The sequence below is a fragment of the Streptomyces avermitilis MA-4680 = NBRC 14893 genome (assembly GCF_000009765.2).
Taxonomy (GTDB): Bacteria; Actinomycetota; Actinomycetes; order Streptomycetales; family Streptomycetaceae; genus Streptomyces; species Streptomyces avermitilis.
This window is the reverse complement of sequence record NC_003155.5, coordinates 7826710-7839789: the sequence shown is the minus strand read 5'-3', so window position 1 is coordinate 7839789 and position 13080 is coordinate 7826710. Positions and strand designations below refer to the sequence as shown.

The following is a 13080-nucleotide window of genomic DNA, read 5'->3' as shown; positions in this document are numbered from 1 at the left end:
CCTTCTCAGAGGACTTTGGAGAGGAACGCCCGCGTACGTTCATGCCGAGGACGGTCGAGTACCTCACCCGGGGTGCCCTGCTCGACGATGCGGCCGTCGTCCATGAACACGACCGTGTCGGCGACCTCGCGGGCGAAGCCGATCTCGTGCGTGACGACGATCATCGTGGTGCCCTGGTGCGCCAGATCCCTGATGACATCGAGGACTTCGCCCACCAGCTCGGGGTCGAGCGCGGACGTCGGTTCGTCGAAGAGCAGCAGCGCCGGCTCCAGGGCGAGCGCGCGGGCGATGGCGACACGCTGCTGCTGGCCACCGGAGAGCTGCCCCGGGTAGGCGTCCGCCTTGTCGGCGAGCCCGACCCGGCCGAGCAGCCGGCGCGCGCTCTCCACGGCGGCCTTGCGGGGCCGCTTCAGCACGGAGACCGGGGCCTCGACGAGGTTGTCGAGGACGGTGAGGTGCGGGAAGAGGTTGAAGTTCTGGAAGACGAACCCGATACGGGTGCGCTGCTTGAGGATCTCGCGCTCGGGCAGCTCGTACAGCTTGTCGCCGGAGCGCCGGTAGCCCACCAGCCGGCCGTCGACACTGATCGTGCCCTGGTCGACCTTCTCCAGGTGGTTGATGGTGCGCAGCAGCGTCGACTTGCCGGAGCCGGAGGGGCCGAGGACGACGGTGACCTCCCCGGCGCGCACTTCGAGGTCGATGCCCTTGAGCACGTCCAGCGGGCCGAAGCTCTTGTGGACGGACCTGATGTCGACCATCGCGGGGGCGGGGGTCGCGGGGGTGGTGGTGCTCATCGCACTGCTCCCTCGGCGTGGTGGTGTGCGTGCAGGAACGTCAGCGCGGCGCGTGCCGTCGCGTCGTTCTGCCGGAAGGCCGGCCCGCCGGTGCGCGGCCGGGTGAACGCGCCGGAGCCCCGGGCGTCGGTGTGCGGGCCGAGCGCGAAGCGCCGCGGATGCGGGGTGCCGGAGCCGTCCAGGACCCGGCCGTCGGCGGGGTCCACGGCGAGCAGCCCCTCGGGGGTCGCGGCGGCCCCGTCGGCGTACAGCCCGCGCAGCAGCGCGTCGCGGGTGCGCTCGACCGTGGGATGCGGCAACCGCGCCTCGACGAGGGCACGGGCCTCGACGAAGGTTCCGGGAACGGTGGCGCTCGCCGCCCGGAAGACGCCGTCCCCGGCACTGACGGTCATGTCGGCGCCCAGGAACTTCAGTACGCCCGCCCGGGACAGCGCGAGCATCTGCCGCAGCCGCGGCCCCGGCGGCCCGGACGCCAGATAGCTGAAGAAGCCGTGCCACCACGAGCCGATGTCCCCGAGCCGCACGAGCTGCCCGTAGACGGAGAGCAGCCCGAAGAACACCGCCGAGTCCGGGCTGAACGAGGGGTCATGACGGCGCGTCAGGTCGTCCTGTATGTACGCGCGCAGACCGTCCTGGAGTTCCTCGTACGAGGTGTGGCTCACCCCCTCCAGCGGTCGGTCGAGGGCGTCGAGGTCGAGCCGGTCCGCGGGGTCGGGGACGGCCGAGGCGGCCAGCGCCCGGAGCTCGGGTCCGACTCCCGCCGCGTACTTCTCCTCGAAGTCCGCCCAGGCGACGGTGGTGCGTTCGGGGTGCGCCGTGAACAGGCGGTGGTAGTGCGCGAACCCCAGCTCCTTCTCCACCAGCGGCCAGACGTCCCGTCGGAAGTCGATCCCCTCGGGGCGTGCGAGCAGTTCGTCGACCTCGGCGGGCCCGAAGAACCGGGGCAGCGGCGGCCGGTCGCCCGTCCAGTCGTAGCCGATCTTGGAATGGTAGGGAACGCCGCGCCGGGAGCCGACATGGAGGACCGGCTCGCGACCGGACGGCACGTACTCCGCTCCCTCGTAGCGCCCGCCGCGCCCCTCGGTCAGCAGGACCATCAGGTCGACGAAGGCGAGCCCGAAGCCGCGCACGAGGACCGGTTCACCGGGGGCGAGGGCGGCCAGGTCGGTGTCGGCGGTGAAGTCCGGCGGCAGATGGACGAGGCCGTGCGCGCGGGCATGGGCGGCCAGCCTCCGCTGCTCGTCGTCGAGTTCGGCGTCGAGATGGCCGAGTGTGAGGACGACGAGGTCGGCCAGGAGCGGCTCGGGCCGCCCTTCCAGCCACACCTGCTGGCGCCCCTCGGGCGGTCCGCTGACGCGCAGGGCGCGGCGGGCGTGGTGGTGGACGCGGATGCCCGGCGGCAGCGCGGCCACCGTGCTCTCGTACACCCAGCGCAGATATGCGCCCTGGCGCCGCCGGCCGGTGAAGGCGCGGCCGTCGAGGGCCGCCCACTCGTGCAGGGTGGGGCCTTTTCGTACGGGCCCCGCCATGGCCACCGTCTCGTCGGTGAACATGGTGACGTCCTGTGCCTCGGAGTTCATCCACAGCAGCGGCGACTGGGCCTCACGCCAGATGCGCCCGCCACCGGGCGGGTAGGGGTCCACCAGGTGCACGTCCAGCTCCGAACCGGCGTACAGCTCGGGCGCGTTGGCGGCGATCCGTTCCAGGAGTCCGGTGCCCCGCGGCCCCGCCCCCACGATCACCAGAGTGGGCGTCATCGGGTCCGCTCCGAACCACGCGCGTAGTACTTCTCGACGTAGTACTGGCCGACGCTGAGCACCGAGGTGACCACGACGTACCAGACGGTGGCCACCATCAGCAGCGGGATGACCTGGTAGGTGCGGTGGTAGACGAGCTGCACCGAGTAGAGCAGGTCCTGTACGGCGATGACGCTGACGATGGAGGTGCCCTTGAGGGTGCCGATCAGCATGTTGCCGGCCGGCGGCACGATGGACCGCATCGCCTGCGGCAGCACGATCCTCCACCAGCGGCGCCACCGGCTCAGGCCGAGTGCCTGAGCGGCCTCGATCTGGCCGCGGTCGACGGAGAGGATGCCCCCGCGCACGACCTCGGCGGCGTACGCGGCCTCGTGGAGCGTCAGTCCGACGATGGCGACGGTGACCGGGCCGAGCAGGTTCACCGTCTTCACGCCGAGGATCTGCGGATACAGCGCCCCGATGTTGAACCAGAGCAGCAGCTGCACCAGGATCGGCATCGACCTGAACAGCCAGACGTATCCCCAACTCACCGATCTGAGAACCGGGTTGGCGGACAGCCGGCCCGCGGCGAGCAGGGTGCCGAGCGCGAAGCCCAACACCATCACGACCGCGGTCAGCCAGAGCGTGAGCCACAGGCCCCGCAGCACGGAGGCCGAGGTGAAGTAGTCGGCGACGACGTCCCACTGGAACGCGTCGTTGCGCACGACGGAGTTGACGGCGAGCCCGAGCAGGACCAGAACGACGGCGGCCGCGGTCCACTGGCCGAGCCGGCGCTGGGCGACGATGCGCACGGGTGCGGCTTCTGCTGCCGCGGCGGGTTTGGCGAGGGTGTCGGAGGACATGCGAAGGCTCCGTGATGCGTCGGATCGAACACGGGTGCCTTCACACGGGGCGCCGCGCGGGCGCTGTACGGCCGAGCCCCTCAGCAGGGCCGTACGTCGAGAGTACGTTCGTGTTTCCCCTCACTGTCAAGGGTGTCCACACTGTGAGCCGTACGTCTCAAGTCAGTTGACGGGGAAACGGATGCCTGTTCCACTTGTGCCCATGCATTCGCAGCAGTGGCTGGTCACGCGCTCCCACATCGACTTCGGTCGAGTGTGGTCGTCGTCCTGTTGAGCTGACCCCCTGCGCGCCCTCTTCGGGGCGCCTTTCTTTGCGTTCTCCGGCCTCGCCCGCCGTCACCCAGGCCTTCACACGCCACGCCGCGTTCCCCCCTCCCCTCGCATTCGCCTTGCCCAGGACCCTTTTCAGCTCACTCCGCCTGCCCAGGAGATTCGTACGCCATGAGTACGTCCTCGCGGCCCCGTCGCCGCATTTTCATCCCCTTTGCCCTGATCACGTCCGCCGCGGTGCTGCTGACGGCCTGCGGCTCCGGCGACTCGGAGGGCGCGGGCAAAAGCGACGCCCAGGCCGCGGCGAAGACCGGCGGCATCCCGACGGCGGACGTGGTCTCGGCCGTCCGGAAGAACGAGGCCGCGGCCAAGCTGCTGCCCTCGGGCACCCGGAGCCTCACGGTCGCGATCAGCGTCGGCGGCACTCCGCCCGGCACCAGCTATCTGGACGACGGCAAGACGCTGGCCGGGCAGGACGTCGACTTCGCGAACGCGGTCGGCAAGGTGCTGGGCATCAAACTCAAGACCGAGTCGGCCAGTTTCGAGGCGATCCTGCCGGCCCTCGACAGCGGCAAGTACGACTTCGGGGCCAGCAACTTCGGCGTGACCGACGAGCGGCGCAAGACCATCGACTTCGTCACCTACATCAACGACGGCCAGGGCTTCGCCACCCGCGAGGACAGCAAGCTGCAGAAGATCACCGACCTGAAGCAGCTGTGCGGCCTGAACGTGGCGACCGGCGCGGGCACGACCTTCGAGGCGACGCTGGAGGAGAACAAGAAGGTCTGCACGGACGCCGGCAAGAAGGCGTACGAGGTGCAGACGTACAACGAGTCCGGCGCGATCTGGTCCTCGCTCCAGCAGGGCCGCAGCGACATCGTGATGTCCACGATCAACGGCCTGCGCTACGCCGTGGCCCAGCAGCAGGGCCTGAAGTTCCTCAACGAGTTCCACCGCCTCGATGTCGGCTTCGCCTTCAAGAAGGGCACGAAGCTGGCACCGGCCTTCCAGGCCGCGGTGAACGAGCTGATCGCCGACGGCACCTACGAGAAGATCCTGAAGAAGTGGGGCACGACGGGCTCGGCGATCGAGAAGTCCCAGGTCTCGCCGCCGGAACTGAAGGACTGAGATATCCGGTGCGTTCCCCGCGCCCCTGACCGGAGCGCGGGGCCGTGCCGTCCTGCGGCTCCACACCCGACCCGTCGGCCGGCGCGCGTCAGCAGTCGCAGCCGCAGTCACACCCGTCGCAGCCGTCGCAGCAACTCCCGCAGCACTGACAGCAGTCGCAGCACTCCCCGCAGTCGCCGCAGTCGCAGTCGTGGCAGAGCCCGTCCTTGCGCTCCCGGGTCCAGGGATCGTCGTACGTGCCGCAGCACAGCTGGCAGGTGCAGGCCAGCCCCGCCCACACGGCACACCCCGCGAGCAGACCCCGGCGGTTGCCCCGCGGCGGCTCGGGCGGCAGCGGCGGACCCCCGGGCCCACCCGGACCACCGGGTGCGTACGGCCCCGGACCGGGCGCGTACGGACCGGAGGCCGACGGCCCGTGCAGTTCGGGCCGGTGCGAGCAGGCGGTGCCGCCGAAGGCGCGGTCGACCGAGTTGCGCAGCTCGTGGGCGAGCAGGACGTGCGTCAGCCCGGCGTCCACGAAGTCCGCCTCGCGCAGCGCGAGCCGTATCCCGTGCAGCGCGTCGTCGGCGAGGCGCCGGGCCTCGGCCAGGGGTGTTCCGGTGGCTGTCAGGGGGTTCCACGCACCCGACGCGGCGTCAGTTTCCCGGTCCTCCACGGCGTCCAGGAGGTGGGCGAGCCGGCCGAAGAGCCGGCCGGCCTCGGCGAGCGGCTCGGCGTTGCCGGGCCGCCCGGCGAGTATCGCGGTGTGCGCGAACGCCGCGGCGGTGGCGGTCTCGGTCGGCTCGGTGACCGTCAGGATCGGGGTGCCGGGTCCGGCGAGCGCCTCGAGGCCCACCTGCCGGTCCACGGCGTCGACGAGCACGGCGGTGTCGAAGCCGACGCCGGAGCCGCTACGGGCGCCGGCCCTGCCCCAGCTCGCGGCGACCCTGCGCGCCGCGAGCGCCACCGGCCTGCGGGCCAACAGCCCGTCACCGTCGGCCATGTGGTCGCGCACCTTGGCGGCGGCGAGCACCAGCGAGACGGCGGCGGCGAGGCGCGCGCCCTCGCCCTGCGCGACGGAGGCGGTCCGCATGCCACGCAGCGGGCAGGGACCGGCGGTCCGGCGTCCGCCCGTCGTCCGCTCTGCCTGAGCCTCCGTCAAAACCGATATCAGCAGACCGTCATAATTCGTGACCAGTCTGGCGAACTGCCCGTGGTCTTTGCGCAGTGCGAGGCACAGCCCGCACAAATGCGCCATCCACTGGGCCTTGAGTCCCTCACTGAGCCGATGACGGCAGGGCCGGACCATCCCGAACACGACACTCCCCCGTGCCTCGTACGTTGTTGAGCTGCGGCATCGTATCGACCGCGCCGTTCACCCGTACGCACCGCCCATCACCCGAACGCCGGGAGAAATCATATTTCACTCTCAGTCAGCAGCCGCATAGAGCAAGACCCTTGGGGCACGCGGGCTCTCGACGGATTCGCTGTGCACCAGTACCGTCACGAAACCCCCGCGCGGCGTCTATCCACTTGGCGCGACATCCGCATCATGGACGACCATGGGGAATGCGGAAAGCAAGACAAGACCGCTGTGAGAGGAGGCGTCCATGGGATCGGTGCGCAAGGCGAGTGCCTGGCTTGGCCTCGTCGACGACAACGATGACGAGCGTTACTACGACGACGACTACGCCGAAGGACAGGAATCCGGCGAGGCCTGGGTCACCGACCCGCGCGTGAAGGTCGCTTCGGAGACGGCCGAGGAGAAGGGCCGCCGGATCGGCACGGTCACCCCGGACAGCTTCCGGGACGCCCGCGGCATCGGCGAGCTCTTCCGGGACGGGGTCCCGGTCATCATCAACCTCACGGCCATGGAGCCCACCGACGCCAAGCGCGTGGTGGACTTCGCGGCCGGCCTGACCTTCGGTCTGCGCGGCACGATCGAGCGGGTCGCGACCCGGGTCTTCCTGCTGACCCCCGCCAACACGGAGATCGTCAGCGGCGAGGCGGCCGGCCGGCCGACGGACGGTTTCTTCAACCAGAGCTGAGGCAAGGCCGCTCACCGGCCCCGCCCGAGCGGGTCACCGGAAGGCGTCGAGACCGGTGAGCGCCTTGCCCAGCACGAGTTGATGCATCTCGACGGTGCCTTCGTAGGTGAGCACGGACTCCAGGTTGGTCGCGTGCCGCATCACGGGGTACTCGAGGGAGATCCCGTTGGCGCCGAGGATGGTGCGAGCGGTCCGGCAGATCTCGATGGCCTCCCGTACGTTGTTGAGCTTGCCGAAGCTGACCTGTTCGGGACGCAGCCGTCCCGCGTCCATGCGCCGCCCCAGGTGATGGGCGAGCAGGATCCCCTTGTGCAGCTCGACCGCCATGTCGGCGAGCTTGGCCTGGGTGAGCTGGAACCCGCCGATGGGCCTGCCGAACTGCTCCCGCGTCTTCGCGTACTCGACGGCGGCCTCGAAGCTGGCGCGCGCGGCCCCCATCGCGCCCCACACGATGCCGTAGCGCGCGTGGGAGAGACAGCTGAGGGGGCCCTTCAGTCCGGTGACCTCGGGCAGGACGGCGGCCGCGGGCAGCCGTACGTCGTCGAGAACGAGTTCGCTGGTGACCGAGGCGCGCAGGGACCACTTGTGCTTGATCTCGGGCGCGGAGAATCCGGGGGCGTCCGTGGGCACGACGAAGCCGCGGATCCCGTCGTCGGACTGCGCCCACACGACGGCCACACCGGCGACGGACCCGTTGGTGATCCACATCTTGCGCCCGTTGAGGACCCAGTCACCGCCGCTCTCGCGCTTGGCGTACGTGCGCATCGACGCCGGGTCGGAGCCGTGGTCGGGCTCGGTGAGTCCGAAGCATCCGATGACGTCGCCGGAGGCCATCCGGGGCAGCCACTCCTGCTTCTGCTCCTCGGACCCGAAGCGGTGCAGGGCGTACATGGCCAGCGAGCCCTGGACGGAGACGAGGGAGCGAATGCCGGAGTCGGCGGCTTCGAGTTCCAGGCAGGCGAGTCCGTACTGCACGGCGGAGGCGCCGGCGCAGCCGTAGCCGGTGAGCGACATCCCGAGGGCGCCGATGGCCCCCAACTCCCGCGCCAGATCCCGGATTCCGGGCAGCTCGCCGTTCTCGTACCACTCGGCGACGTACGGCAGCACGCGCTGCGCCGCCCAGGTCCGCACGGTGTCGCGGATCGCGAGGTCCTCGGCGTCCAGGAGGTCGTCGATGCCAAGGAAGTCGGCGGGATCGAACGCGGTCATGGCAGCCTCCGGCACGCTAAAACTAGCAACGCTAATTACGACGGGGACGCCGACGTTACGACGCAGTGTCGCGCACGTCCAGTGGGCCGGACAGTCGTGCACGTCCAGTGGGCGGGACAGCGGTGGCTAAGCCGAGACGCGCGACTCCGCGGCCTCCCGCGGCGCCGGCACCTCCGCGAAGCCCGTCGCGGGCTCCTCGCACTCCATCACCCGCGGCAGACGCAGCGCCATCACCGCCCCCAGCATCAACAACCCCGCGCTGACCAGCAGCGTCACATGGAGCCCGTGCACGAAGGAGTCCCGCGCGGCGTGCCGCAGGGCAGCGCCGGGCGCCCCGCCGAGGCGCGCGGCGACCTCGTACGCCTCCCCCAGCGAATGCCCCGCCGCCCCCGAAGCCGACGCCGGAACCCCCGGCACCGACGACAGTCCGGGCGCGTACGCAGCGTTCATCACGCTGCCCAGCAGGGCGATGCCGATACCGGCCCCCAGCTGGTACGACGTTTCCCCTATCGCGGCCGCCCCGCCCGCCTGTTCCTGCGGCGCCTCGCTCAGCATCGACTCGTACGCCCCGAAGAGCGTGGTCTCCAGGCCGAACCCCAGCAGGAGGAACCCGAAGAGCAGCAGCCCGGTGTTGTCCTCCGCGCCCATCGCGGTGAGCGTGACGACCGAGCCCGCGGTGAGACAGAAGCCGAAGACGACCATGCGCCGCGGCCCGAACCGGTGCAGCATGTTCGACCCGACGAGTCCCGCCGCCATCGCCGCGATCGTGAGCGGCAGCAGCCGCAGTCCCGTCTCCAGCGGCGACAGACCGAGGACCAGCTGCAAGTACTGCGCGGCGATCAGCTCGAGGCCGACCAGCGCGAGCATCGCCAGGACGATGCATCCCACCGACGTACTGAACGCGGGCCGCGCGAACATCCGGAGATCGACGAGCGGGTGGGCCCGCCGCCGCTGCCGCCGTACGAAAGCGACCAGCAGCGCCGCGCCCACCACCAACGGCACCACGGTGAACGGGCTGAGCGGCGGCTCCCCGCCCCCGAGCCGCTTCACGCCGAGGACGGCGCCGAAGAGGCCGGCGGCGGCCATCAGCGCTCCGACGACGTCCCAGGGGCCGTCGCGGTCCCCCTTCGACTCCGGGAGCAGCAGCCGTCCCACCGGCAGGCTGATCAGCATCAGCGGGATGTTGATCAGGAAGACCGAACCCCACCAGAAGTGCTCGAGGAGGAACCCGCCCAGCAGCGGCCCCACCGCCGCGCCGACGGCGGCCACGGCGCTCCAGATGCCGATCGCGAGCGCCCGCTCGCGCCGGTCGGGGAAGACCTGCCGCAGGATGGACAGCGTCGCGGGCATGATCATCGCGCCGCCGACGCCGAGCAGGGCGCGGGCGCCGATCAGGACCTGTGCGCTGTCGGCAAGGGCGGCGATCCCCGAGGCGACGCCGAAGAGGCCGTATCCGAGAAGAAGGATCCGTCTGCGGCCGACGCGGTCGCCCAGCGTGCCGAAGAGGATGAGCAGTGAGGCGCAGACGAGCGGATAGATGTCGACGATCCAGAGCAGCTCTATCGCGCCGGGCTTGAGGTCCTCGGTGACGGCGGGCACCGCGACGTGCAGCACGGTGGCGTCGAGCGCGACGAGCAGCAGACTGACGCAGAGGACGACGAGTACGACCCAGCGGTTGGCACCGGGCCCGGTCTCCCGACGGCATCGCGCAGCGGCCGTGGTCGTGCCGGACATGTATGTACCTCCCAGATGATCCCTCGCTTCGGCGGATCCACGGGGTGGGGACTTCCCCGCGGTGGTGGCCCTGGGAGGAGCGGTGCTCCCGGACCCACGCAACGATGCGAGTGAGCGGCCAGCGTACGCGAGTTCCCGTCGATGGCACGTGGCGGACCTCTCACCTTTCTCTCAGGGAACGTGTGGTGTACGCCACGCTCTTCCTGGTCCATCACGCCCAAAAGGGACACCCGGTTCCGTGCCCCGTCGATAATCGAGCGCGTGACCGATCTTGAAACGCGCCCGGCGCCGCCCCACGCGGGCGCTCTGCGCCGGGCCGCGCCCGCCCTCCTCGGGTTCGCGGCCGTACGCGCCCTGGGCCTCGTCGCGCTCGCACTGTGGAGCGCGGCGCGCGGCTCGAGCGCGCACACCCTGCTCACCGCCCGCTGGGACGCGCTCTGGTACACCCGGGTCGCCGGCCTCGGATACGGCTACGAGGTGCGCCTGCCCAACGGGGACGTGCACTCGAACCTCGCGTTCTTCCCCCTGCTGCCCTGGCTGGAGCGGCTGGGGGCAGCGGTGACGCCGCTGTCGTACGCGGATGCGGGTCTGGTCGTCGCCACGCTCGCCTCGCTCGCCGCGGCCTGGGGGATCTTCGCCGTCACGGAGCACGTCCACGGGCGCCGGGCGGGCGTGTGCGCCGTACTCGTGTGGGCCGTGCTGCCGGTCGGGATCGTGCAGTCGATGGCGTACAGCGAGTCCCTGTTCACGGCGCTCGCCGCCTGGTCGCTGTACGCGGTCCTGACCGGCCGCTGGGTGACGGCGGGCGCCCTCGCCTCGCTGGCGGGGCTGACCCGTCCGGTGGGCGCGGCGGTGGTCGCTGCCGTGTGGGTGGCGGCGATCGCCTCGTTCGTGCACGACCGACGCGCGCCGGCGGCGGACGGCGCGTCGGCGTGGCGGCGCGCCCTCGGCATGCTCCTCGCGCCGCTCGGCGCCGCCGGCTACGTCCTGTGGGTCGGCCACCGCACCGGGAAGGGCCCGCTGGGCTATCTCGACGTCCAGGCGGGCTGGCGCAACGGCTTCGACGGCGGCTACGCCTTCGCGCGCTTCGTCGGCGACAAGTTCACGTCGTTCCCCTCGGCCCTGGCCGGCGTCGGGCTGATCGTCGGGGTGGCGCTGGTCGTCTGGCTGTACGTGGTGTGCGTACGGCAGGGGCAGCCGCTGCCGCTCCTGGTGTACGCGGGTGTGGTGACCGCGCTCGCCCTGTGCGCGTCGAGTTACTTCGGCTCGAAACCGCGCCTCCTGCTGCCCGCGTTCCCCCTGCTGCTGCCCCTCGCGCGGGCCCTGGCCCGGCTGCGTACCCCCAGGTCGGCGGCGGTTCTCGGCGGTGTCGCGGTGGCGTCGGCCGTGTACGGGGCGTTCTGGCTGAACGGCTCGGGTCCGCCATGATCCACTTCGGGGCCGGGTGAGCGGCCGGACAATTCCGCCCCAGCATTCGGTGAACGAATTTATAAGGGCCATATAACCGGCACCCGGAGCGATCAATGGAATTGAAGGCCGGATGCGTCCGTGATTAGGGAATCCACAGAGATAAACCTCGCCCTGAGAGGAATCCCACATCACATCGTCATCACAAAGCCAGTGTTTCGGGCGGGAGTACAGCTCACTCGCTGTAACGTCGATCGACGTGCGTACCGAACTAAAGCTGACTCGTCTGGACCGGGTCTTCGCCCGGCTGGACCGTGAGCCGGAACGACCGGCCCATATCGACGTGCCCAGGATGAGCCGGCACCGGGTGGTCCTCTTCTCGGCGACCCTTGCCTTCTACCTGGCCATCGTGTGGGCCGTGGTCGTCACCTCGTGGCTGGTCCGGCTCGACTGGCAGGTCATGTTCTTCCGGCCGTACCAGCAGTGGCCCGAGATCCACGCGTTCCTCGACTACTACGTGGTGCTGGGCCAGCGCGGCCCCACCGCCGTGATGGTCGCGTCCTGGCTGGGCTGGCGCTCCTGGCGGCAGCACACCCTGCGCCCGCTGCTGACCCTGGGCGCCGCGCTGCTGCTGCTCAACATCACGGTCGGTGCCGCCAAGTACGGCATGGGCCGCCTCGGACCGCACTACGCGGTCACGATCGGGTCGAACGAGATGTGGGGCGGCGGCGATATATTTCCCTCCGGCCACACCGCGAACGCGGTGGTGACCTGGGGCATCCTGGCCTATCTGGCCTCGACCCCGAGGGCCAGGCGCTGGCTGTCGGCGCTGTCCGCGGTGACCTCGCTCGGCGTCGGTCTCACCACCGTCTACCTCGGCACGCACTGGCTGAGCGATGTCGTGCTCGGCTGGGCCGCGGGGCTGCTGATCCTGCTGGCGCTGCCCTGGTTCGAGCCGCTGATCGCCCTCGCCGAAGCCGGGATCTTCAGGCTGCGCGACTCCTTGCGGTCCCGCCCCGGACGCACGGCGCCCGCTCCGGCCCCGGTCGGCGCGCCCGTGCCGATCGCCCGCTCGGCCCCGGACGAGGAGACTCCCGTCCGCGAGCCGGCCGGCCCAGCCCGGACCTCCCGTCCGCCCCTCTACCTGGCCCCCGGGCCGCACACCGCCCGCTCGGAGCGCACCCCGGTGACACCGGTCGGCAGCCGTCGTCCGCCGCACTCGGACCGAGTCGCGCGCACCACCACCACTTCGGCCCGCCCGGTGGCGGGCGGCTGAGACACCGGCGGCGGGTCCGGTACGCACACCCCTCCCCGCCGCACCACGAAGGCCCCCGGCTCCAGCGGAACCGGGGGCCTTCGTGTGTGCCCGAGACCTCGCGGGCATCCAGGGGCCCTTCGTCAGCCCTTCCAGCAGCGGACGACCGTGCCGTCGGCGACCTCGAAGTTCAGCCGTCCCACCCGGTACTCCATGGTGATGATCGCGCCCGGCGGCAGCGAGCGCACCGAACTCCAGCCGCGTTCACCGGCCAGTTGCTCGGCACGCCGGGCCGGCAGGCCGACGTATGCCTGGGGGGAGTCCTCGGGTTCTGCGGGCGGAGCGGGAGTCGGTGCCATGCCGCCACGTTAGGCCGCGAGCCGGGGCCGGGGAAGCCCGGGGCCGCCACCCCGCGTCACCCGTACCTCCCCCGTCACACTTCTGTCACAGGACCACGACATGCGTTTCGGCCCAATGCCGTCACACGTACGAGCGGTTCCGTATGCGTTGCGCCCACCTTCGAACGAAATTCGGGACTACCTTGGCGGCCGTCGGAAGCGGTCGTGAATAACCGCGGGAAAGCACGGCGCGCAGTGCGCTGCCGACGTTTTCCATTCCGATTCCGAGATGCTCCGCCGAAGCAGACACCGCATAAGA

The 13080-nt window shown here is 70.9% G+C and carries 11 protein-coding genes; 4 read left to right on the top strand and 7 right to left on the bottom strand.

The window, feature by feature from the left end:
* Window positions 1-5: 5 nt before the first annotated feature.
* The 3 genes from SAVERM_RS33660 to SAVERM_RS33650 are packed head-to-tail and all read right to left on the bottom strand — an operon-like array spanning window position 6 to window position 3393.
* The gene (locus tag SAVERM_RS33660; protein ID WP_010987949.1) at window positions 6-794 is read right to left on the bottom strand and encodes an amino acid ABC transporter ATP-binding protein; all 789 of its coding nucleotides are present in this window, start codon (window positions 792-794) and stop codon (window positions 6-8) included.
* Window positions 791-2551, bottom strand: coding sequence for an FAD/NAD(P)-binding protein (locus SAVERM_RS33655; protein ID WP_010987948.1), 1761 nt, complete (start codon window positions 2549-2551; stop codon window positions 791-793). The genes SAVERM_RS33660 and SAVERM_RS33655 overlap by 4 nt, the downstream gene beginning before the upstream one ends.
* Entirely contained in the window at window positions 2548-3393 is an 846-nt protein-coding gene (locus SAVERM_RS33650) for an amino acid ABC transporter permease (RefSeq protein WP_010987947.1), read from the bottom strand. The genes SAVERM_RS33655 and SAVERM_RS33650 overlap by 4 nt, the downstream gene beginning before the upstream one ends.
* Window positions 3394-3834: 441 nt before the next feature.
* On the opposite strand from SAVERM_RS33650, the gene SAVERM_RS33645 reads away from it, so the two are divergent.
* A complete protein-coding gene (locus tag SAVERM_RS33645; RefSeq protein ID WP_010987946.1) occupies window positions 3835-4791 on the top strand; it encodes an ABC transporter substrate-binding protein in 957 nt (318 codons plus the stop codon).
* Window positions 4792-4879: 88 nt separating this feature from the next.
* Here SAVERM_RS33645 and SAVERM_RS33640 read toward each other — a convergent pair whose 3' ends face one another.
* Window positions 4880-6088: a DUF5685 family protein gene (locus tag SAVERM_RS33640; RefSeq protein WP_037646378.1), complete on the bottom strand. Its 1209-nt coding sequence runs from the start codon at window positions 6086-6088 to the stop codon at window positions 4880-4882.
* Window positions 6089-6380: 292 nt separating this feature from the next.
* On the opposite strand from SAVERM_RS33640, the gene SAVERM_RS33635 reads away from it, so the two are divergent.
* Window positions 6381-6818, top strand: a complete 438-nt coding sequence (locus tag SAVERM_RS33635) for a cell division protein SepF (RefSeq protein WP_010987944.1) — start codon at window positions 6381-6383, stop codon at window positions 6816-6818.
* Between the two features lie 33 nt (window positions 6819-6851).
* On the opposite strand, the gene SAVERM_RS33630 is transcribed toward SAVERM_RS33635, so the two are convergent.
* Together SAVERM_RS33630 and SAVERM_RS33625 are read right to left on the bottom strand one after the other, a co-directional pair.
* Window positions 6852-8027: an acyl-CoA dehydrogenase family protein gene (locus SAVERM_RS33630; RefSeq protein ID WP_010987943.1), complete on the bottom strand. Its 1176-nt coding sequence runs from the start codon at window positions 8025-8027 to the stop codon at window positions 6852-6854.
* Window positions 8028-8153: 126 nt separating this feature from the next.
* Window positions 8154-9761, bottom strand: a complete 1608-nt coding sequence (locus SAVERM_RS33625) for an MFS transporter (RefSeq protein WP_010987942.1) — start codon at window positions 9759-9761, stop codon at window positions 8154-8156.
* A 261-nt stretch (window positions 9762-10022) separates the two neighbouring features.
* Between SAVERM_RS33625 and SAVERM_RS33620 the strand changes: the two genes are divergently transcribed.
* Complete coding sequence (locus SAVERM_RS33620; protein ID WP_010987941.1) at window positions 10023-11189, top strand: glycosyltransferase family protein; 1167 nt, start codon at window positions 10023-10025, stop codon at window positions 11187-11189.
* 238 nt (window positions 11190-11427) lie between these two features.
* Window positions 11428-12444: a phosphatase PAP2 family protein gene (locus SAVERM_RS33615; RefSeq protein WP_010987940.1), complete on the top strand. Its 1017-nt coding sequence runs from the start codon at window positions 11428-11430 to the stop codon at window positions 12442-12444.
* Window positions 12445-12566: 122 nt separating this feature from the next.
* Here the strand turns inward: SAVERM_RS33615 and SAVERM_RS33610 are convergent, their stop codons facing one another.
* A complete protein-coding gene (locus SAVERM_RS33610) occupies window positions 12567-12782 on the bottom strand; it encodes an I78 family peptidase inhibitor (RefSeq protein ID WP_010987939.1) in 216 nt (71 codons plus the stop codon).
* Between the last annotated feature and the right edge of the window lie 298 nt (window positions 12783-13080).